The following is a 21,522-nucleotide window of genomic DNA, read 5'->3' on the forward strand; positions in this document are numbered from 1 at the left end:
TCAATTTTCCTGCTCGTTTTTCTGGCGGCGCGCAGACAGGCGCACCGGCTGTCGTTCTCGGGGAAGGCGGATCTCGGCCATGGCGCCGCGGTGATCCGGAGCGTCCGTCAGGATCAGGCTGCCGCCATGCTCCTCAACGATCTTCTTGACGATGGGCAGCCCCAGCCCGGTGCCGCCCGGCTTCATGGTCACATAGGGCTCAAACAGGCGCGTGCGATCCTCGGGCAGACCGGGGCCGTTGTCGGTGATGCGGATGGTCACCGTGTTATGTTCGGCCTCAAGCTCTACAAGGACCTGAGGCTGCCAGCCTTCGGGCGGATTTTTCGCCAGCTCATCAACCGCTTCACCGGCATTCTTAAGAAGATTGGTGAAGACCTGATGCATCATGCCCGCATCCGCATCGACGATCACCGGCTCATCGGGGATCTGCGACACCAGCGCCCCCTTCAGCGCGTCGCGCTGCATGAGTTCGGCATCAAGAAGCAGCTTCGCGATATCGGTTTCCTTGCGGTCCGGTTCGGGCATGCGGGCAAAGCGGGAAAATTCATCGACGATCCGGCGCAGGTCATTGGTCTGGCGGATGATGACGTCGGTATATTGCTCCAGCGCCTCGCGGTCCTCGCCCGCCATCGGGCCGAACTTGCGCCGCACGCGTTCGGCTGACAGCTGGATCGGGGTCAGCGGGTTCTTGATCTCATGCGCGACGCGGCGGGCGACATCGCCCCAGGCCGCCATCCGCTGGGCCGAGACCAGATCGGTCACATCGTCCAGCGCCACCACATAGCCCTCAAGCCCCCCCGCCGCACCACGCCGGATGGCCATGCGCACCAAGAGGCTTTCGACGCGCCCGTCGCGGGGCAGGCGAATTTCGTCCTGCACGCTTTCGGCGACGGAATGCGACAGCTTCTCGAAAAGCGGCGCGAATTCCGGCACCGCCTCGGACAGCAGCCGGTCGTGATCGCGCGCGGGGTCCAGCCCCACCAGCCGCGTGGCCGAGCGGTTGAGGAAGTCGATCTCTCCGGCCGCGTCCAGCCCGATCACGCCCGCCGTCACCGAGGACAGCACGGAATCGAACAGCCGCCGCTGGTCATCCGCCGCGCGATAGCTTTCGACCAGCTGCTCGCGTTGCGTCTTCAGCTGCCGGGTCATGTGGTTGAAGCTTTCGCCCAGCGTCTCGATTTCGTCGCCGGTGTCGAGGCGCGGAAGCTGCAGGTCCAGATCGCCCTGCCCGACCTTTTCCGAGGCCTCGGCTAGCCGTCCAATAGGACGCGAGAGGCGATCGGCGAACCACAGGCCCAGCCACATCGCCGCCATCACCAGCAGCATCGCAAATCCCAGATAGAGCAGCGAGAATTCCAGCAGCACCCGCCCGCGCTCTTTCTCCAGCCGCTGGTATTCGCCGACGGTCTGGCGTGTGTCGTCCAGCAGGCCCAGCAGGCTGCCATCAACGTCGCGGGTCACGTACAGATAGCGGTCGGCCAGCGGCCGCAGCGGCACCAGCGCGCGGAATTCGTTGTTCTGCCAATCCTCGATCAGCACCAGCCCCTTGGCGCGCGACTCGTCGAACTGGGCGGCGGTCGGCTCTTCATACCAGAACTGATAGCTGCGCTCGCCCCGCGCGCGGATCGCGCCGCGCCCGTCGACCACATAGGCCTCGCGCAGGCCGCGCTGGATCAGCGCCTGCCCCTGCCCCAGAAGGCTGCGCAGCTCTCCGTCATCCAGCATCGGGTTCACGCGCGCGGCCTGCGTCAGCGCGCCTGCCAGAAGCTGGGCATCATTCGTCAGGTCGCGGCGGTGTTCGTCCTGATAGGCCTCGGCAGCGGCCAGTGAACTGGTGACCACCTGCTGCACCCGGTTCGAAAACCAGCCCTCAAGCCCGATGTTCAGCGTGACACCGGCAAACAGCGCCACCAGCACGGTGGGGACCAGCGCAATGGTGGCAAAAATGCCCACCAGCCGCAGATGCAGCCGCGACCCGGCAGCGGCGCGCCTGCGGGCGGTGACGATGCCCGTCATCCGCGCCACGACCAGACCGATCAGCACGATCAGATAGACAAGGTCGATCAGCAGGATCAGCCGCAGCCAGGTGTTGCCCCAGCCATTGTCGGCAAATGGCCCCATGACAGCAAAGGTCAGCGCTGCCAGCGCCGGCCCCAGCAGGGCCAAAGCCAGTGTCGACGCATTTCGCCAACGCCGCTGCTTGCGCAGCCGCGCCACACGTTCCCAAGTCCCACTGGACAGCGTTGCCGCCATCTGTCCCGTCCTCACGCCCACGCCGCTTTGCCGCGGCTTACATGTGGCCTATGCGCGACTCCTGCGCAGCCATCTGTGGCCGTTTTACATCAGCTTGCGCCGCCGTGTCACCTCGATATTCAGTTCTGTCAGTTTCTTGCGCAGCGTGTTCCGATTTATGCCGAGAAGGTCCGCGCAACGCAGCTGATTCCCGCCGGTCGCATCCAAAGCGATCTCGATCAGCGGCTTCTCGATTTCACGCAGAATGCGGTCGTAAAGCCCGGGCGGCGGCAACTGGTCGCCGTGCAGATCGAAGTAGCGCTGCAAATGCGTCTCGACCGATTGCGAGAGTTGCCCCCCGGTCTCCTCCCCCAGCGGCAGCGCGGCGACACCGCCTCCCTGCCCTGGCGCGAAGGCGGCGCTTGCGGGTGCCGCGCGCGGCACCGGCTGCATCGCGATGACCTGAGAGACCTCGGGCAGGTTCGCCCGCACCTCGGCCTCGGAGATCTCGGAGGCGGCGGCGATCAGCGCCAGACGGCGCATCAGGTTTTCCAGCTCGCGCACATTGCCCGGGAAGGGATAGGCGCGCACCAAGGCCGTGGCCCCCGGTGACAGGCTGCGCTGCGGCAGGCCCTGCGAGGCCGCCCGCGCCAGCAGATGCCGCGCCAGGGGCGGGATGTCATCGACGCGCGCGCGCAGCGGCGGAACCTCGATCGAGACGCCCGCCAGCCGGAAATACAGATCCGCCCGCAGCCGCCCTGCCGCGACCTCGGCCTGCGGCTGCGGTCCGGCGGTGGTCACCAGTCGCGGCATCTGCGCACGGCTGGGCCCGGCTTCCCAGCTTTCGACGGTGCCGATCAGCCGCGCCTGCGCGGCCTGATCGAAGCCCGCCGGGTCCTCGATGATCAGCGTGCCGCCAGAGGCGCGCTGCATGGCCTGCTGGATCGCCTCTTCGGAAGTATCGGCCGAGGTCAGCACCGCCAGCCCCGCGCCGCTACGTTCCGAAAGCTCGTGGAAGGAACGCGCGATCACCGATTTGCCCACCCCGGCCTCACCCGTGATCATCACCGGCAGTTCGGCGTTCAGGACGCGCGCCACCAGCCTGAACAGGTTCTGCATCGCGGGCGCATGGCCGATCAGCGGCAGCGAGGGATCGCTTTCCTCAGTCGTGGTGACGCCCTCGGGCTGGGGTTGCAGGTCGGATTTGCGCACCCGCCGCGCCAGCGCCTGCGCCGCCCGCAGCATCAGATCGGGCAGGTCGAAGGGCTTCGGCAGATAGTCGAAGGCCGCCACCTCGGTCGCGCGGATCGCGGTCACGATGGTGTTCTGAGCCGAGATCACGATGACCGGCAGGTCGGGGCGCAGCTTGCGGATATGCGGGATGGTGTCGATGCCATTGCCATCGGGCATCATCACATCGGTGATGACCAGATCGCCGGTGCCCTGCTCGACCCAACGCATCAGCTGCCCCAGCGAGCCGGTGGCATGGACCCGACATCCTGCCCGCGTCAGCGCCTGCGTCAGCACGGTGCGGATGGTGCGGTCGTCATCGGCAATCAGAACGGTTCCGTCCATGTCGTTCCTCAGGCTTTGGGCAATGAAATGCGGAATACGGTGCGGCCCGGCCGCGAATCCAGCGCGATCCAGGCGCCGTGGTCGGCGATGATCTTCGAGACCAGCGCCAGCCCCAGCCCCGAGCCGTTTTCGCGGCCCGAGACGAAGGGCTCAAACACCTCGTCGGCGATGGCCTCGGGGATGCCGGGGCCGTCGTCTTCAATCTCGATCTGCAAGGGCAGGCTGCGGCCCTGCGGCTCGGCCTTGGTGGGGGCAAGGCGCAGGGTGCCGTCATAGAAGCTGCGCAGGCGGATCGCGCCGGAATGGCCGCGCCCCGCGCGTTGCAGCGCCTCGGCGGCGTTCTTGACCAGATTGAGGCAGACCTGCACCAGCTGGTCATTGTCGACCAGCGCGGGCGGCAGCGAGGGGTCGTATTCGGTGGTGATCCGCAGCCCCTTGCCGAAGCCCACCACCGCCAGACGCCGCACGCGTTCCAGCACGTCATGGATGTTCACCGGCTGCAGGCGCGGCCCCGAGGTGTCGCCGAATTTCTCGACCCGCTCCAGCAGTTCGACGATGCGGCGCGATTCGGCGACGATCAGCTCGGCCAGATCGCGGTCTTCGGGGGCGAGGTTCATGGCGATCAGCTGCGCCGCCCCCCGGATGCCCGCCAGCGGGTTCTTGATCTCATGCGCCAGCATTTCGGCCATGCCGATGGCGCTGCGCGCGGCCGAGCGGGCGGCGACGCCCTGCCCCAGCCGCCCCGCGCCGTCGCTGGCCGCGATCAGCACCATGACACCGCCCTCGGGGTCGGGCACCGGCCCTGCGTGCAGCGTGGCAAGGCGGGGCGCGTGCCCCCCGGCACGGTCGCCGATCTCGAAGCGGACGCCGCTGTGGCTCAGCGCCTCATGCCCGGCGCGGATCGGCGCGATGACCGAGGCCAGCGGCGGCACGATGCGCAGGCGGCCCTGCATCTCGGGGCCCTCCAGCTCCTGCCCAAGGGCCGAGCGGTTCGAGATGTTCAGGAAAACCTCGGCCAGATCATTGAGCGCGGCGATGCGCCCCTCACTGTCCAGAATCAACGCGGGCAACGGCAACGCCGCCCAGTTGGGTCCGACCTGCGCCGGAACGAAACCCGCCCCCTGCTGCGGCCCTGCAAGCGGCGGGCCAGAGGCGGTGCGTCGGCTCATTGTCGGGCCTCGCCTGCGCCGGAAAAGCCTGCCCGGATGGCGGCCACGGTGGCCTCGGGCGTGACGGCAGAAAGAAGCTCGGCCCGGTTCGGCGCGCCATTCGCCTCGGCGTACCAGCCCAGATGCTTGCGGGCGACGCGCAGGCCCAGATCGCGGCCGTAAAGCGACAGGATGTCTTCGTAATGCTCGGCCACCGCCTCGGCCAGCGCGGCCCCCTGCGGGACCGTGGGCGCGGGCGTGTCCCACAGCGCATGGGCGATCTGCGCCAGCCGCCAGGGCGCGCCCTGCGCGCCGCGCCCCACCATGACCGCATCCGCACCCGAGCGCGCCAGCGCGGCCCGCGCCGAGTCCGCGTCGACCACATCGCCATTGGCGACCAGCGGCGGACGCCCCGGCAGGTTCGCGACCCCGGAAATCGCCGCCCAATCGGCCGTGCCCTTGTAGAATTGCGCCCGCGTGCGGCCATGCACCGTCAGCATGCGCACCCCCGCGTCCGAGGCGCGCCGCGCCAGTTCCGCCGCGTTCAGGCAATCGTCGTCCCAGCCCAGCCGCATCTTCAGCGTGACCGGCAGATCCGGCACCGCCGCCACGACCGCGTCGATCAGGCCAAGCGCATGATCAAGGTCGCGCATCAGGGCCGCACCCGACAGGCCCCCCGTCACCTTCTTGGCCGGGCAACCCATGTTGATATCGACGATTCGCGCGCCCATGCCCGCCACGATGCGCGCGGTTTCGGCCATGGCCCCCGCCTCACGCCCGGCAATCTGGACCGAGACCGGCAGCACGCCCTCGGTCAGGGCCTTCGCGCGCACCGCCGCGCGGGTCGAGGGGCGCGGCGTCACCATCTCGGTCGAGGCGACCATCTCGCTGACCATCAGCCCCGCACCGCCATGGCGGGTGACCGCACGGCGGAACGGCAGATCGGTGATCCCGGCCATCGGGGCCAGAAAGACCGGAGGCCCCAGCCGGGTGTCGCCAAGAATGATCGGTTCGGGCATCTGCATGTTCTGACCTGTAGGCGCTTGGCCTGTCGTTGCGAAGAAGCGGCACCGGCGTTTGCGGCCATGAAACCGGCCCGCGATGACAACTGCTGAATTTTTGCGCGTGCTGCCTAAATATTACTCAAACCCGGATCGTGCAACTGTCGCAGCTTTGACAGGCGCGCGTCGCAAGGGCTCTGGCTTTCGGGCCGGGCGAAAGGCTAATCTGGTTTCAGAAAAACAGGAGACGCGCAGTGTTTCTGTCGGTATTCGACATCTTCAAGATCGGGGTGGGCCCCTCGTCCTCGCACACGATGGGGCCGATGGTCGCCGGAGGCCGCTTCCTGAATGCCCTGAGGGGGCTGCCCTTCAAGGTGCATGGCCTGCGCGCCAGCCTGCATGGCAGCCTGGCCTTCACCGGCAAGGGCCATGCCACCGACCGCGCCACCATCCTTGGTCTTGCGGGCTTCCTGCCCGAGACGATGGATCAGGAAAAGGCCGAGGCCACGCTGGCCCTGAACCGCGAAACGCGGGTGCTGTCGCCCGAGGGGCTGGGCGATCTGGTCTTCGACCCCGAGCGCGACCTGATCTTCGACTATGACAAGGCGCTGCCGGGCCATGCCAATGGCATGGTGCTGATGGCGACCGATGCGCAGGGCGACGTCATTCACCGCGAGGTCTATTACTCGGTCGGCGGCGGCTTCGTGCTGACTGAGGCCGAACTGGCCCAGAAGGGCGGCGAGACCCGGACCGAGGATGTCCCGCAGGTCCCCTTCCCCTTCAGCTCGGCCGCCGAAATGCTGGAATATGCGGCGAAATCCAGCAAATCCATCGCCACCATGAAGCGCGAGAACGAGCGTGTCTTCCGCGATGAGGGCAAGCTTGACGATGGCATCATGCGCATCTGGCAGGTCATGCGCGACTGCATGGATCGGGGGCTGGACACCAAGGGCACGCTGCCGGGCGGGCTGTCGATCCGCCGCCGCGCCGCCGCCATCCATGAGGCGCTGAAGGCCGAAGCCGGGCTGAACCAGACCGCTCCCCATGTCATCAACGACTGGATGTCGACCTATGCCATGGCCGTGAACGAGGAAAACGCCGCCGGAGGTCAGGTCGTGACCGCCCCCACCAATGGCGCGGCGGGCGTCGTGCCTGCGGTGATCCGCTATTGGCTGGACCATGTGCCGGGCGCGACCCCGCGCCAGATCCCCGAATTCCTGCTGACCGCCGCCGCAATCGGAGGGCTGGTCAAGCACAACGCCTCGATCTCGGGGGCCGAGGCGGGCTGTCAGGCCGAGGTCGGCTCGGCCAGCGCCATGGCGGCTGCGGGGCTTTGCGCCGTTCTGGGCGGCACACCCGAGCAGGTTGAAAACGCCGCCGAGATCGCGCTGGAGCATCATCTGGGCATGACCTGCGACCCGGTCGCAGGCCTTGTGCAGGTGCCCTGCATCGAACGCAACGGTCTGGGCGCGATCAAGGCGGTCAGCGCGGCCTCGCTGGCGCTGCGCGGCGATGGCAAGCATTTCGTGCCGCTGGATGCGGCCATCGAGACCATGCGCCAGACCGGCCGCGACATGAGCGAGAAGTATAAAGAGACCTCTCTGGGGGGGCTGGCGGTCAACGTCCCGAACTGCTGACCCGTCGCCTCACGGCCTCTTGAACACAAGATGTTGCAGAAAATCGGCGTGGACCCGCAGATGATCGCGGGCACGCCCCATCGCCGCTTGCCGAAACAGGGCTGTTCCTGTAGCGATTTACAAAACAAAACCAGTGAACCGGGACAGACAGAATGAAATTCCGCACGGCTTTTGCCGCATTGTCCGTGACAGTGGCCCTCGCCGCCTGTGGTGAGCTTCCGTTCCAGAAATCCGACGAACCGGCTGTGCCCGCGCATTCCGGCCCGCCCTCGGTCTCGCCCATCGATCAGCCGATCGAGACCAGCGCCGAGACCGTGGCCGTCGCCACCGCCGAAGCCCGCACCATGGGCACCGCCATTTTCCGCGCCTCGGGCGCAGGCTGGGCGGTCACGGCAGGCGACAAGCTGGCCGTCTTCGAGCGCGCAGGCCAGCGCTCGGTCGGTGTCACTGTCCGCCGCATCACCTATGGCAATGGCGTCGAATTCGCGGGCGTGATGAACGGCGCGCCGTTCACGCTGAACGTGCAGGCCAATGAATGTCAGGCCGCCGATGGCAAGAAGCAGCCCTTCTCGGCCCGCGTGCGTGCAGGCAGCCAGCGCATGACCGGCTGTGCCGAAGCCGCGACCGAGGTTCCCACGCCGCAGGTCCGCGCCTCGTCCTCGACGCCGAAGCCGCGCAGCACGCCGAAGCCCGCAGCGCCGAAACCGGCCGAGACGAAGCCCGCCGAGACAACCCCGGCCGCGACCGAAACGACGCCGACGACCACCACCCCGTCGACGACGACGCCTGCCACCACGACCCCGGCAGTGACGACGCCCTCGACCACCGCGCCTGCCGCGACGCCGTCGACGACCACGCCGTCGACCGGTGCGGCCTCGACGCCTTCGGCAACCGGGACCAGCACGACCACGCCGGAGGCAAGCACGACGATCCCACCGGCCACCACCACTATGACGCCCCCGGCCACCACGCCCGAGGCATCGACCACGGCCCCCGAAACGACCACTCCGGCCAAGCCGCCCGTCGTCCTGCCCGCACCCTCGTCGGATGCGGACAAGGCGGACGCCCCGGCCGAGTGACGCCTTTGACACCCGGTCCCTGCCGCCCATCGGCCGGGACCACCCCCGCTCCAAAGGCGGACCAAGTTTCTGAGAGGACCCGCCCATGCGCGCCCATTCACGTCTGACCCGCCGCCTGATGGCCTCGACCCTGCCTGCGGCGCTGCTGTTGCTGCTGCCGCCTGCGGCTGGCCATACCGATCCGCTGATCGGCAAGGTGATGAACAGCTACGGCCTGCCCGGGGCCATCGACACGCCCACGGCCGAGATGCTGCCCGACGCCACGCTGGGCGCGACGATCAACTATTCCGACATGTCGCGGCGCAACACGCTGGTCTTTCAGGCCCTGCCGCGCCTGACCGTGGCGCTGCGCTATGCCCGCATCGACAGTCTGCAGCAGAACCGCGGCCACATCTGGGACCGCAGCTTCGACCTGCGCTATCAGTTCCTGGACGAAGACACCGAAGGCTGGCGTCCCGCCGTTGCCATCGGCCTGCAGGACTTCATGGGCACGGGCATCTATGGCGCCGAATATGTCGTCGCCACCAAGACCATCAACCCGCGCCTGCGCGTTAGCGCCGGTCTGGGCTGGGGCCGTCTGGCCAGCGTCGGCAGCATTGGCAATCTTGGTGACCGGCCCGGCCCCGATGAGAACGAGGGCGGCAAGCCCAACGTCGACCAGTGGTTCCGCGGCGATGTCGCACCCTTCATCAACGCCACCTGGATGGCCACCGACAAGCTGTCGCTGATGGCCGAGTATTCGGGCGACAATTACGCCTGCGAAACCGGCGACCGCGACAATTGCTCGCGCGAGGCATGGGTCAGCGACTCGGATGAGCTGAAGAACCGCATCAACCTGGGCTTCAACTATGCCATCGGCCAGAACTACAGCATCGGCGGCTATGTGCTGGGCGGCAAGCAGTTCGGCCTGAACCTGTCGGTCGCGATGAACCCGCGTCAGGCGGCCTATCCTTCGGGGCTGGAGAAAGCCCCCGCCCCGGTGCGTCCGCGCGTCGCGCAAAGCGCCGATCCGGATGGCTGGTCGGGTGCATGGTCGGCCGATCCGACCGCGCAACCGGCGATCCAGAAGGCACTGGGCGACGCTCTCGCGAAAGAGGGTCAGGTGCTGGAATCCATGGCGCTCGACGCCAACCGGGCCGAGGTTCGGATCCGCAACAACCGCTATATCCAGCAGGCCGAAGCCGTCGGACGCACCGCGCGTCTGATGACCCGCGCCCTGCCACCCTCGGTCGAGACGCTGGTGATCACCTCCTCGGCGGGCGGCGTGCCGACCAGCTCGGTCACGCTGCGCCGCTCGGATGTCGAGCGGCTGGAGAACTCTGAGGCCGGGCAGATCGCCCAGGCCTCGGTCATGACCAGCGCCGATCCGCGCCCGGGCAATCTGGTGCTGACGCCCGAACTGTTCCCGCGCTTCCGCTGGGGCCTGAAGCCCTATGTCTCGACCTCGATGTTCGACCCGGATGAGCCCTTCCGCTATGAGCTGGGCGCCGAACTGACCGGCGAATACGAGATGACGCCGGGCCTGATCCTGTCGGGCACGATCCGTCAGCGCGTGCTGGGCTCGACCAAGCAGGAAGCCCCTGGCGGCATGTCGGTCGAGGAATATGAAGCGCTCGACAGCGATTACGATGGCAATGTGCCGCGCGTGCGCTCGGACGGCCGGATGTATGCGGGCAACAAGAGCCCGACGATCCCGCAGCTGACGCTGGCCTGGTACGCCAAGCCCACCCCCGACGTCTATACGCGCGTCACCGTTGGTCTGCTGGAGCGCACCTTTGGCGGCGTCTCGACCGAGGTGCTGTGGTGGCCGTCAAACTCGTCGCTGGCACTTGGCGCAGAGCTGGACCGCGTCCGCAAGCGGGACTTCCGCGATGTCTTCGGCTTCCGCGATTACGAAGTCACCACGGGCCATGTGTCGGCCTATTATGAATTCTCGAACGGCATCACCGCGCAGCTGGATGTCGGCCAGTATCTGGCAGGCGACAAGGGCGCGACCGTGACGCTGAGCCGCGAATTCGCCAATGGCTGGCGCGTCGGGGCCTGGGTCACCAAGACCGATATGAGCGCCGAGGACTTCGGCGAAGGCTCGTTCGACAAGGGCATTTCCGTCTCGATCCCGCTGGGCTGGGCCACGGGCCAGCCGTCCATGCGCATGGTCGGCGGCGACGTCCGCTCGCTCTCGCGCGATGGCGGCAGCAAGCTGCGCGTCAACGGGCGTCTTTACGAAAAGGTCCGCGACAGTCAGTCGGGCCAGATGTACCAAGGCTGGGGGAGGTTCTGGCGATGATCGGTTTGAAATCGCGGGCTGCTCTGGCTCTGGGAATGGTTGTGGCGCTGTCGGCCTGTGGCAATCAGGGCAACGATCGCGGCATCTATGGCACGCTGTTTGACGCCGCGCGCCAAAGCGCGGGCAGCCTAGGCAAGTCGAAAGAGGCCGCGAAACCCGCCGCCCCTGCCGACCCGAGTGCGATGGCCGCCGAGGCGCTGCGCGTGAACCCCGGCCCGCTGATCCTTGTCGGGCTGGAGAGCATGGGCTCGACCCAGGTGATGGCCATGACCGGCGAAAACAACGGCATGCGCACCTATATGACCAAGAATGAGCAGGCGCTGATCCTGCGCAATGGCATGCTGGTCGGCACCCGCGGTCTGGGCAATGATCTGTCGGTCGCCGAGGCGTCCTCTTCGGCGGCGCTGATCCGCGCCAGCCGCAGCGGCCAGTCGCAGCGGACGATGCGCTATTACTCGGGCGACGGGCTTGAGCGGCCGCTGCCGATGAACTGCACCGTCTCGCCAGGCCCGAATGCGGGCGTGATGCTGGAAAGCTGCGAAGGCTATGGTGCCAAGTTCCAGAACAACTATCTGGTTCAGGGTGGCCGCGTGACTGTCTCGCGCCAGTGGATCGGCCCGGCGCTTGGCTATGTCACCATTCAGGAGCTGCGTCCCTGACGGGAACGCCCCTTCCGATAGATGAAAGGCCCGCCTTCGTGCGGGCCTTTTTCATGGTCTGTTTCCAGCGTGACGCGGGCCAGAAAGAAGTCGATTGGACAAAGAAAAAGGGCTGATCCGAAGATCAGCCCTTATACCAAAATTCCTTGCGGAAAATTAGTTGGTGGTGTCGTCATCGTCGTCGTCGTCCGAAGCGACGGCAGCGATCACGCCCAGCAGCAGCAGGGCGGGAACAACGAGGCCAGCGTTCGACGAAGCGGGCTTCTCGTCAACGACGACCGGCTCAACTTCGACGACGGGGGCAACGTAGCCACCAGCGAGAGCCGACGATGCCGTCAGGCCCAGGGCCAGGGCGAAAGTAGCAAATTTGGTCATGATCATGCTCCGTTCAGTACTTTGAAGGCTGCCATTTCGGGCAACATCGCAGCGACATTCGCATAATCCCAAGGGCTTGGAAAGCGGTCTTGATTGCGCCCTTGCCCGCGATGGCTGCAACTGTTGCATAATAGCCAACACCCTGAGCAGAGGCAAATTTCTGCCACTTCGCCGGATCTGCCTGCTATCGGGCAGATCACCGGCCCGTGTCTGCCTCAGCGCCGGTAAGTCACGAGAGACAAAGCATAAATCATCGCGGCAACCACCACGATCGAGGGCCCTGCGGGGGTGTCCAGACGCAGACTGCCCCACAGCCCCCCCAGAACCGAGATAATACCTGCCAGCGTGGCGAAACCAACCATCTGCTCGGGCGTTCTCGAGAATCCTCGCGCGGCGGCGGCTGGAACAATCAGCATGGCCGAAATCAGCAGCGCGCCCACGATGCGAATCGCAATCGCGACCACAACCGCAAGCGCCAAGGACAGGATAAGTCTTTCGAATTTCGGATCGATTCCCGAGGCCATGGCCAGTTCCTCGTTCACCGTCGCTGCGATCAGCCGCTGCCAGCGCCAGATCAGCAGCGCCAGAACCAGCGCCGCACCGCCCCAGATCCAGACCAGATCGTCCTTTCCGACCGCCAGAATGTCGCCAAACAGGAAGGCGTCCAGATCGACTCGCAGCCCCGGCACGAAGCTGACCGCGACCAGACCCACCGCCAGCGCGGAATGCGCCAGCACCCCCAGCACCGTGTCCATCGACTGCCCGCGCCCGGTCAGCCAGGCGACCAGCAGCGCCATCCCGACCGCCACCGCCAGCGTGCCCAGATACAGCGGAAAGGCGAAGGCAAAGCTAAGCGCGACGCCCAGAATCGCCGCATGCGAGGTCGAATCGCCGAAATAGGCCATGCGCCGCCAGACCACGAAAGAGCCAAGCGCGCCCGTCGCCATGACCAGCCCCAGACCGGCCAGCGCGGCGCGAACCATGAAATCATCAAGCATCTGTGCGGCCCGTCAATGGTGGTGATGATGGTGGTGATCATGCCCGGCACCTGTGCCGACATGATCGTGGTCGTGGTCATGGTGATGCTCGTAAAGCGCCAGCATGCCTTGCGAATCGGCCCCGAACATCGCGCGATAGGCCGGGGCGGCGCTGACCGCCTGCGGCGTGCCCTCGCAACAGATATGGCCGTTCAGGCAGATGACCCGATCCGAGGCGCGCATCACCACCAGAAGATCGTGGCTGACCATCAGAACAGCGGCGCCGGTCTGGCTGCGGACCTCTTCGATCAGCTTGTAGAAGCCCACCATGCCCGGCTGGTCCAGCCCTTGAGTCGGCTCATCCAGCACCAGCAGTTGCGGATCATTCAGCAGCGCGCGGGCCAGCAGCACCCGTTGGAACTGCCCGCCCGACAGCGCCGAGATCTGGCGCGATTCTAGCCCCGGCACGCCTGTCCGCGCCAGTTCGGCCGCCGCGCGCTCATCGCTGACGCGGACCGGCAGCGACAGAAAGCGGCGCACGGTCATCGGCAGCGCCTGCTCGATATGCACCCGCTGCGGGACATAGCCGATACGCAGGCCCGGCTTGCGCTCGACCCGCCCGGCGGCCAGCGGCACATGGCCCAGAAGCGCGCGCACCAATGTCGACTTGCCCGAGCCATTGGGCCCTACCACGGTGACGATCTCGGCCGGGCGAATGGCGAAATCCACATGGGCCAACACCGGCACTTCGGCGCCGGACGGGCGCACGGTCAGGTCAGTGGCATGGATCAAAGGGGTGGCATCGGTCATGCGCGCGCCTCCGCCCCGGCTGCCACGCATTGCGAGCAAAGGCCGAGGATCTCGACAGTCGTGCGCTCGACCGTGAAGCGATTGCTGGTCGCCAGCCCGCCGATGGCGGCGCGCAGGTCGGACGACCCGGTCTCGGCCACCTTGTCGCAGCCGCGGCAGATCAGGAAAACCGGCGAATGATCCTTCTGCGGCGAGAGGCAGGCGGCATAGGCATTCAGCCGCTGCACCCGATGCACAAGCCCATGATTCACAAGGAATTCCAGCGCCCGATAGGCAACCGGAGGCTGGCTGCCGAAACCCTCGGCCGAGAGGCGCTGCAACACATCATAGGCCCCCATGGCCCGATGCGATTCCAGCAGGATTTCCAGCGTGCGGCGGCGCACGGGCGTCAGGCGCGCGCCCTCGGCCTCAAGGCGCGTCAGCGCATGCTCCAGCACGGCGCCCGAGCAGGCGTCATGGTCGTGATCGTGGAAAGGGTCCGGATCGGGGGGCGTTGGCATAATGTTATATCATCACAATTAACTTGACCTGTTACGGTATAACATAAATAGTCGCGGCTCATCCGCAAGTGAGTATTTCAGATGATCAAAAGACTGATTCCCCTGGGCACGCTGGCCTTTTTCGCCGCCCTGCCCGCCTCGGCCCAGCCGCCCGCCGTCATCACCGATATCGCCCCCGTCGGCTCTCTGGTGCAGGCGGTGATGGGCGATCTTGGCACGCCCGAGGTGCTGCTGCCCGCCGGCAGCAATCCGCATCAATACCAGCTGCGCCCCAGTCAGGCGCGCGCGCTGCAGGATGCGGGCCTGCTGATCTGGGTGGGGCCGGAACTGACCCCCTGGCTGGCGCGGACCAGCGAGAATCTGGGGGCAAATCTGCAATCCCTGCCGCTTTTGGCGCTGCCCGAGACGCATCGGCGCGATTACGGCGCGGGGCATGATGACGAGCATGCGCATGAGCACGGTGACGACCATGATCACGACCATGAGGCCGAGGATCACGCACATTCCGGCACCGATTCCCATGCCTGGATCGACCCGGAGAACGGCAAGCTCTGGCTGGAGGCCATCGCCCACGCTTTGTCCGAGGCCGATCCCGAGAATGCCGCGACCTATGCAGCGAATGCCAAGGCGGCCAGCGCCGGAATTGATGAAGTGACCTCCGAGCTGACGGCAGAACTCGCGCCGCTCGCTTCGGCGCAATATGCGGTCTTTCACGATGCCTATGGTTATTTCTCCGAGCGATTCGGCCTGCAACCGGCTGTGGCGATCAGCCTGGGCGATGCCTCGACGCCCTCGGCCGCGCGCCTGACCGAGATCCGGGCGCAGATCCGCGACAAGCAGGTCCGCTGCGCCTTCCCCGAGGCGAATCACGACGCAAGGCTGGTCGACCGCGCCATCGAGGGCACCGACGCCCGTCTGGGAGAGCCGCTGGACCCGCTGGGCAGTGAATTACCGCTGGATGCCGCCATGTATCCCCAGATGCTGCGCGGGCTTGGCAAGACTTTCGCCGAATGCCTTGGCAAGCCCTAGGAAATTCCGGCGCGTCGCGGGTATTCGGAACCAAATCCGAATACCCGACTAAATCCCTTTGACATACCCGAGCAATTTTGTCAGATTGCCCTCACACCCTATCGCATGAGGATCTGGACATGACCGCGACCCGCCCTGCCGAATTCACGCGCACCGGCGCGACCGCCCTGCAGCGCCTCCCCGAATATGATGCCGAGACCCTGACCGCTGGCGGCAACCAGGCGCTGATCGTGCTGGGCGATCAGGTCTATAACCTGCGCATCACCCGCGCAGGCAAGCTGATCCTGACGAAGTAAGCCGCGAGGCGCGCGCCCCGCCCTAACGACGGGGGCCGCTGCGAGGCGTTCTTGGCGAAGTTCCCTCTGGCCGCGCCCCTTTCCCGGGGGCGCGGTTCGGTTTGTCACCACCCGCCCAACCGCCGGGCTTGCCCGTGCCACGCCCGCCGGGCTTGCCGAAAGGTTTGCCACCGGGCTTTCCATCACGCGGGCCGAAGGATTTCCGGTCACCGTCCTCACGCTTGGCGTAGGGTTTGCGGTCGCCATCCTCGCGTTTCGTGAAGCTGCGGCGCTCGCCGTCTTCGCGTTTGGCATAGGGCTTGCGATCCCCATCCTCGCGACGGGTGTAAGGTTTGCGATCTCCGTCTTCACGCTTGGCGTAAGGCTTACGGTCGCCATCCTCGCGGCGCGCGTAGGGTTTACGGTCACCGTCTTGGCGTTTGGCATAGGGCTTGCGGTCGCCATCTTCACGCTTGGCATAAGGTTTACGGTCGCCATCCTCGCGGCGTGCGTAGGGTTTGCGATCACCGTCTTCGCGTTTGCCGAAGCTGCGGCGGTCGCCGTCTTCGCGTTTGGCATAAGGCTTGCGGTCGCCATCTTCGCGGCGGGCGTAGGGTTTACGATCTCCGTCTTCGCGCTTGCCATAAGGTTTGCGGTCGCCGTCGTCGCGCTTGGCATAGGGCTTACGGTCGCCATCCTCGCGGCGCGCGTAGGGCTTCCGATCTCCGTCCTCACGATTGCCGAAGCTGCGGCGCTCTCCGTCGTCGCGTTTGCCATAAGGCTTACGGTCACCATCCTCACGACGAGCGTAAGGCTTCCGATCTCCGTCCTCGCGATTGCCGAAGCTACGACGGTCTCCGTCTTCACGCTTGGAATAAGGTTTACGGTCGCCATCCTCGCGCCTGCCGAAGCCGCGGCGGTCGCCGTCACCCGCACCACGTTCGCGGAAGTCGCGGGGCTTCTCGTCGGGCTCGCCGGTCAGCAGACCGCCCAGCTGGTCGCGCAGGACGCGGCGCTTGATCTCGCGGACCTCGTTCACCTCCATGCCGGTCAGCTTGAAGGGGCCGTAGCCCACGCGGATCAGACGGTTCACGATCAGCCCGACATGGGCCATGGCGCGGCGGATCTCGCGGTTGCGGCCCTCGCGGATGCCGACGGTCAGCCAGGCGTTGGCGCCCTGCTGGCTGTCGAGCTTGATCTCCATGGGGGCGAATTCCTCGCCGTCGATGGTCACGCCACGGCGCAGGGGCGCGAAGGTCAGGTCATTGGGCTGGCCGTTGACCCGCACGCGGTAGCGGCGCAGCCAGCCGGTCGTCGGCAGCTCCAGCCGGCGCTTCAGCTCGCCATCATTGGTCAGCAGCAAGAGACCTTCCGAGTTCAGGTCAAGCCGCCCCACGGTCAGCACCCGGGGCAGATCGCGCGGCAGCGCGTCAAAGACCGTCTGGCGGCCTTTCTCGTCGGATGCCGAGGTCACCAGCCCGACCGGCTTGTAATAGAGCCAAAGCCGCGTTTCCTGCGGCGCTTCAAGAGGCTTGCCGTCGACGCGGATGCGGTCCGAGGGCGTCACGTCCAGCGCCGGGCTGTTGATCGCCTTGCCGTTCACCGACACGCGGCCTTCAAGGATCATGCGCTCGGCGTCCCGGCGGCTGGCGAGCCCTGCGCGCGCGATCACCTTGGCGATGCGGTCACCGGCTTCTTTGGCGGCCTCGGTTTTCGCGGCCTCGGGCGCGCTGGCCTGCGGGGCGTCGTCCCGGCTGGTCTCGGGGGTGGCTTCCGGATTGGATTCGGGGGTGTTTTCGGGCGTGTCGTTCATGGCGATCTCCTGCGCATCTCTGCGGTGGCAAAGCGGGTTCTGTAGGCGCAACGCGCCAGAATGGAAAGGGTTCTTGCGAAGCCTTCAATCAAGGGTGAAAAGCAGGGATGGAGTTCCAGTCTTACATGCTTGCCGCCCTGGATGAAGCCCGCGCCGCCGCCCGGCGCGGCGAGGTGCCGGTCGGCGCGGTGCTGGTGGGCGCGGATGGCACCGTGCTGGCCCGCGACGGCAACCGCACGCGCGAGCTTTCCGACCCGACCGCCCATGCCGAGATCCTGGTGATCCGGCAGGCCTGCAGAATCACCGGCTCGGAACGGCTGCCCGGCGCACAGCTTTGGGTCACGCTGGAGCCCTGCCCGATGTGCGCCGCCGCGATTTCGGCCGCGCGCATCGCGACGCTATACTACGGTGCGGATGACGCACGGATGGGGGGTGTCCTGCATGGGGCGCGGGTCTTCAACCACCCCCAATGCCATCATAAGCCTATTGTATACAATGGAATTTCTGCCAGCGTTTCCAGTGATTTGCTGACGGAGTTTTTTGTTCAGCGGCGCTAATCCGCACTGTTAAGAAGATGACAAAAAAACATTTCGTCTGACTTGCGCTGCATCGCAGCATCAGCAAGGATGCCACATCCTGGTGGGAGGGGAAGGCGAATGTTCAACAAGATCCTTGTGGCGAACCGCGGCGAAATTGCGATCCGCGTGATGCGGGCGGCCAACGAGCTGGGCAAGAAAACCGTCGCGGTCTATGCCGAGGAAGACAAGCTTGGCCTGCATCGCTTCAAGGCGGATGAGGCTTACCGCATCGGCGAGGGGCTGGGTCCGGTCGCCGCCTATCTGTCGATCCCCGAGATCATTCGCGTCGCCAGGGAATCCGGCGCCGACGCCATCCACCCGGGCTATGGCCTTCTGTCCGAGAACCCCGATTTCGTCGACGCCTGCGCCGCCGCCGGGATCACCTTCATCGGTCCGCGCGCCGATACGATGCGCGCGCTTGGCGACAAGGCCAGCGCCCGCAAGGTCGCGATTGCGGCAGGCGTTCCGGTCATTCCCGCCACCGAGGTGCTGGGCGATGACTTCGACGCCATCAAGAAAGAAGCCGCCGAGATCGGCTATCCGCTGATGCTCAAGGCCAGCTGGGGCGGCGGCGGGCGCGGCATGCGTCCGATCAACGGCCCCGACGAGCTGGTCGAGAAAGTGCGCGAGGGCCGCCGCGAGGCCGAAGCCGCCTTCGGCAATGGCGAGGGCTATCTGGAAAAGATGATCCTGCGCGCCCGCCACGTCGAGGTCCAGCTTCTGGGCGACACGCATGGCGGTCTCTATCACCTCTATGAACGCGACTGCACCGTGCAGCGCCGCAACCAGAAGGTCGTCGAGCGCGCCCCCGCCCCCTACCTGACCGAGGAACAGCGCGCCGAGGTCTGCGAACTGGCGCTGAAGATCGGCCGCGCCGTCGGCTATCAGAACGCCGGCACCGTCGAATTCCTGATGGATATGGACAGCCAGAAGTTCTACTTCATCGAAGTGAACCCGCGCGTTCAGGTCGAACACACCGTGACCGAAGAGGTCACCGGCATCGACATCGTGCAATCGCAGATCCAGATCGCCGAGGGCGCGACGCTGGCCGAGGCGACCGGCATTCCCACTCAGGCCGATGTGCATCTGAACGGCCACGCGCTGCAGTGCCGCGTGACGACCGAAGATCCGCTGAACAACTTCATCCCCGATTATGGCCGCATCACCGCCTTCCGCAGCGCCACCGGCAACGGCATCCGTCTGGACGGCGGCACGGCCTATGCGGGCGGGATCATCACCCGCTATTATGACTCGCTGCTGGTGAAGGTCACGGCCCATGCCCAGACGCCTGAAAAGGCGATTGCGCGGATGGACCGGGCGCTGCGCGAATTCCGCGTGCGGGGCGTGGCGACGAACATCGATTTCGTCATCAACCTTCTGAAGCACCCGACCTTCCTTGACGACACCTATACGACCAAGTTCATCGACACGACCGAGAACCTGTTCCACTTCCGCAAGCGTCGGGACCGGGCGACGAAGCTGCTGATCTATATCGCCGACATCACCGTCAACGGCCACCCCGAGACGGCAGGCCGTCCGAAGCCCCCTGCCGATGCGCGCCGCCCGGTGCCGCCGCCGCCGCGCGCCGAACCTGCGCCCGGCACCCGGCAATTGCTGGAATCGCAAGGCCCGAAGGCCGTGGCCGACTGGATGCTGGCGCAGAAACGCCTGCTGATCACCGACACCACCATGCGCGACGGTCACCAGTCGCTGCTGGCGACGCGGATGCGCTCCTTCGACATGATCAAGGCCGCGCCCAGCTATGCGGCGAACCTGCCCGACCTCTTCTCGGTCGAGTGCTGGGGCGGCGCGACCTTCGACGTGGCCTATCGCTTCCTGCAGGAATGTCCCTGGCAGCGGCTGCGCGACCTGCGCGCGCGCATGCCGAACCTGATGACGCAGATGCTGCTGCGCGCCTCGAACGGGGTGGGCTACACCAACTACCCCGACAATGTCGTGCAGGAGTTCGTGCGTCAGGCTGCAACGACTGGCATCGACGTCTTCCGCGTCTTCGACAGCCTCAACTGGGTCGAGAACATGCGCGTCGCCATGGATGCGGTCATCGAATCCGGCAAGATCTGCGAAGGCACGATCTGCTATACCGGCGATCTGCTGGACCCGGCGCGGTCGAAATACGATCTGGACTATTATCTGGGTCTGGGCCGCGAATTGCGCGACGCGGGCGCGCATGTGCTGGGCCTGAAGGACATGGCGGGGCTCTTGAAGCCCGCCGGTGCGCGCATCCTTGTGCGCGCGCTGAAAGAGGAAATCGGCCTGCCGGTCCATTTCCACACGCATGACACCTCGGGCATCGGTGGCGCGACCATCCTTGCGGCGGCCGATGCGGGCGTCGACGCGGTCGATGCGGCGATGGACGCTTTCGCGGGCGGCACGTCGCAGCCCGCGCTTGGCTCGATCGTCGAGGCGCTGCGCAACACCGAACGCGACACCGGCCTCGACATGGCCGAGATCCGCCGCATGTCGAACTATTGGGAGGCCGTGCGCGAGCAATACACCGCCTTCGAATCCGGCCTTCAGGCCCCGGCTTCCGAAGTCTGGCTGCATGAGATGCCGGGGGGCCAATTCACCAACCTCAAGGCGCAGGCGCGTTCGATGGGGCTGGAAGAGCGCTGGCACGAGGTCGCGCAGGCCTATGCCGACGCGAACCAGATGTTCGGCGATATCGTGAAGGTCACGCCCTCCTCGAAGGTCGTGGGCGACATGGCCCTGATGATGGTGGCGCAAGGGCTGACCCGCACGCAGGTCGAGGATCCTTCGGTCGAGGTCTCGTTCCCCGACAGCGTCGTCGACATGATGAAGGGCAACCTCGGCCAGCCTCCAGGCGGCTGGCCCCATGCGCTGCAAAAGAAGGTGCTGAAGGGCGAGCCTGCACTGACGACGCGCCCCGGTGCCTCGATGCCCCCGGTCGATCTGGAGGCCACCCGCGCCGAGGTCATCGACCTGCTGGAAGGCAAATCGGTCGATGATGAGGATCTGAACGGCTATCTGATGTATCCGAAGGTCTTCCTCGACTATATGGGCCGCCACCGCATGTATGGCCCGGTCCGCACCCTGCCGACCCCGGTCTTCTTCTATGGCATGGAGCCGGGCGAAGAGATCGCGGTCGAGATCGACCCCGGCAAGACGCTGGAGATCCGGCTGCAGGCCATCGGCGAAACCGATGAGGCGGGCGATGTGAAGGTGTTCTTCGACCTGAACGGCCAGCCGCGCGTGATCCGTGTGCCGAACCGGATGATCAAGGCCCAGACCGCCGCCCGGCCCAAGGCCGAAGGTGCGAACCCGAACCACATCGGCGCGCCGATGCCGGGCGTCGTGGCCTCGGTCATGGTGCAGGCGGGGCAAAAGGTGCACACGGGCGACCTGCTGCTGACCATCGAGGCGATGAAGATGGAGACGGGCCTGCATGCCGACCGCGAAGGCACGGTCAAGGCGCTGCATGTGCGCGCAGGCGATCAGATCGACGCCAAGGACCTGCTGGTCGAGCTGGAGTAACCTCCAGGCCAATTCAAAAGCGGCGCCGGGCATC

The 21,522-nt window shown here is 66.3% G+C and carries 17 protein-coding genes; 8 read left to right on the top strand and 9 right to left on the bottom strand.

Annotated elements, in window-relative coordinates; translation table 11 throughout:
* The 4 genes from IQ24_RS04540 to dusB form a co-directional block, all read right to left on the bottom strand.
* Positions 1–2,253 carry a sensor histidine kinase NtrY-like gene (locus IQ24_RS04540; RefSeq protein ID WP_145396608.1) on the bottom strand — a complete coding sequence of 751 codons (2,253 nt, stop codon included), beginning with the start codon at positions 2,251–2,253 and terminating at the stop codon, positions 1–3.
* A gap of 84 nt (positions 2,254–2,337) precedes the next feature.
* Positions 2,338–3,807: a response regulator gene (locus IQ24_RS04545; protein ID WP_145396609.1), complete on the bottom strand. Its 1,470-nt coding sequence runs from the start codon at positions 3,805–3,807 to the stop codon at positions 2,338–2,340.
* A gap of 8 nt (positions 3,808–3,815) precedes the next feature.
* Positions 3,816–4,976 carry a two-component system sensor histidine kinase NtrB gene (locus IQ24_RS04550; protein ID WP_145396610.1) on the bottom strand — a complete coding sequence of 387 codons (1,161 nt, stop codon included), beginning with the start codon at positions 4,974–4,976 and terminating at the stop codon, positions 3,816–3,818.
* Positions 4,973–5,980 carry a tRNA dihydrouridine synthase DusB gene (dusB, locus tag IQ24_RS04555; RefSeq protein WP_145396611.1) on the bottom strand — a complete coding sequence of 336 codons (1,008 nt, stop codon included), beginning with the start codon at positions 5,978–5,980 and terminating at the stop codon, positions 4,973–4,975. The genes IQ24_RS04550 and dusB overlap by 4 nt, the downstream gene beginning before the upstream one ends.
* A 230-nt stretch (positions 5,981–6,210) precedes the next feature.
* On the opposite strand from dusB, the gene IQ24_RS04560 reads away from it, so the two are divergent.
* The 4 genes from IQ24_RS04560 to IQ24_RS04575 all read left to right on the top strand — a co-directional run bounded on the left by IQ24_RS04560 (position 6,211) and on the right by IQ24_RS04575 (position 11,618).
* Complete coding sequence (locus tag IQ24_RS04560) at positions 6,211–7,593, top strand: L-serine ammonia-lyase (RefSeq protein ID WP_145396612.1); 1,383 nt, start codon at positions 6,211–6,213, stop codon at positions 7,591–7,593.
* A 152-nt stretch (positions 7,594–7,745) separates the two neighbouring features.
* Positions 7,746–8,672: a hypothetical protein gene (locus tag IQ24_RS20055; protein WP_158637475.1), complete on the top strand. Its 927-nt coding sequence runs from the start codon at positions 7,746–7,748 to the stop codon at positions 8,670–8,672.
* Positions 8,673–8,757: 85 nt separating this feature from the next.
* A complete protein-coding gene (locus IQ24_RS04570) occupies positions 8,758–10,959 on the top strand; it encodes a YjbH domain-containing protein (protein ID WP_145396613.1) in 2,202 nt (733 codons plus the stop codon).
* The gene (locus IQ24_RS04575) at positions 10,956–11,618 is read left to right on the top strand and encodes a YjbF family lipoprotein (protein ID WP_145396614.1); all 663 of its coding nucleotides are present in this window, start codon (positions 10,956–10,958) and stop codon (positions 11,616–11,618) included. The genes IQ24_RS04570 and IQ24_RS04575 overlap by 4 nt, the downstream gene beginning before the upstream one ends.
* A 156-nt stretch (positions 11,619–11,774) precedes the next feature.
* Here IQ24_RS04575 and IQ24_RS04580 read toward each other — a convergent pair whose 3' ends face one another.
* The 4 genes from IQ24_RS04580 to IQ24_RS04595 all read right to left on the bottom strand — a co-directional run bounded on the left by IQ24_RS04580 (position 11,775) and on the right by IQ24_RS04595 (position 14,280).
* A complete protein-coding gene (locus tag IQ24_RS04580; protein WP_422386259.1) occupies positions 11,775–11,993 on the bottom strand; it encodes a hypothetical protein in 219 nt (72 codons plus the stop codon).
* A gap of 215 nt (positions 11,994–12,208) precedes the next feature.
* Positions 12,209–12,991: an iron chelate uptake ABC transporter family permease subunit gene (locus IQ24_RS04585; RefSeq protein WP_145396616.1), complete on the bottom strand. Its 783-nt coding sequence runs from the start codon at positions 12,989–12,991 to the stop codon at positions 12,209–12,211.
* 12 nt (positions 12,992–13,003) lie between these two features.
* Positions 13,004–13,780, bottom strand: a complete 777-nt coding sequence (locus IQ24_RS04590) for a metal ABC transporter ATP-binding protein (protein WP_145396617.1) — start codon at positions 13,778–13,780, stop codon at positions 13,004–13,006.
* Complete coding sequence (locus tag IQ24_RS04595) at positions 13,777–14,280, bottom strand: Fur family transcriptional regulator (RefSeq protein ID WP_145396618.1); 504 nt, start codon at positions 14,278–14,280, stop codon at positions 13,777–13,779. Before IQ24_RS04595 ends, IQ24_RS04590 begins: the two co-directional genes overlap by 4 nt.
* A gap of 81 nt (positions 14,281–14,361) precedes the next feature.
* On the opposite strand from IQ24_RS04595, the gene IQ24_RS04600 reads away from it, so the two are divergent.
* The gene (locus tag IQ24_RS04600; protein ID WP_145396619.1) at positions 14,362–15,309 is read left to right on the top strand and encodes a zinc ABC transporter substrate-binding protein; all 948 of its coding nucleotides are present in this window, start codon (positions 14,362–14,364) and stop codon (positions 15,307–15,309) included.
* Between the two features lie 119 nt (positions 15,310–15,428).
* Positions 15,429–15,605 carry a hemin uptake protein HemP gene (gene hemP, locus IQ24_RS04605; protein WP_145396620.1) on the top strand — a complete coding sequence of 59 codons (177 nt, stop codon included), beginning with the start codon at positions 15,429–15,431 and terminating at the stop codon, positions 15,603–15,605.
* Between the two features lie 22 nt (positions 15,606–15,627).
* Here the strand turns inward: hemP and IQ24_RS04610 are convergent, their stop codons facing one another.
* Positions 15,628–17,397 carry a pseudouridine synthase gene (locus tag IQ24_RS04610; RefSeq protein ID WP_145396621.1) on the bottom strand — a complete coding sequence of 590 codons (1,770 nt, stop codon included), beginning with the start codon at positions 17,395–17,397 and terminating at the stop codon, positions 15,628–15,630.
* A gap of 107 nt (positions 17,398–17,504) precedes the next feature.
* Here IQ24_RS04610 and IQ24_RS04615 point away from each other — a divergent pair, with 107 nt between their 5' ends.
* Both IQ24_RS04615 and IQ24_RS04620 read left to right on the top strand, forming a co-directional pair.
* On the top strand, positions 17,505–17,954 hold the full coding sequence (locus tag IQ24_RS04615; RefSeq protein ID WP_145396622.1) for a nucleoside deaminase: 450 nt from the start codon (positions 17,505–17,507) through the stop codon (positions 17,952–17,954).
* A 99-nt stretch (positions 17,955–18,053) separates the two neighbouring features.
* On the top strand, positions 18,054–21,488 hold the full coding sequence (locus IQ24_RS04620; protein WP_145396623.1) for a pyruvate carboxylase: 3,435 nt from the start codon (positions 18,054–18,056) through the stop codon (positions 21,486–21,488).
* The last annotated feature ends 34 nt before the right edge of the window (positions 21,489–21,522 follow it).

Origin of the sequence: Paracoccus sulfuroxidans, from assembly GCF_007830335.1 — a bacterium.
Taxonomy (GTDB): Bacteria; Pseudomonadota; Alphaproteobacteria; order Rhodobacterales; family Rhodobacteraceae; genus Paracoccus; species Paracoccus sulfuroxidans.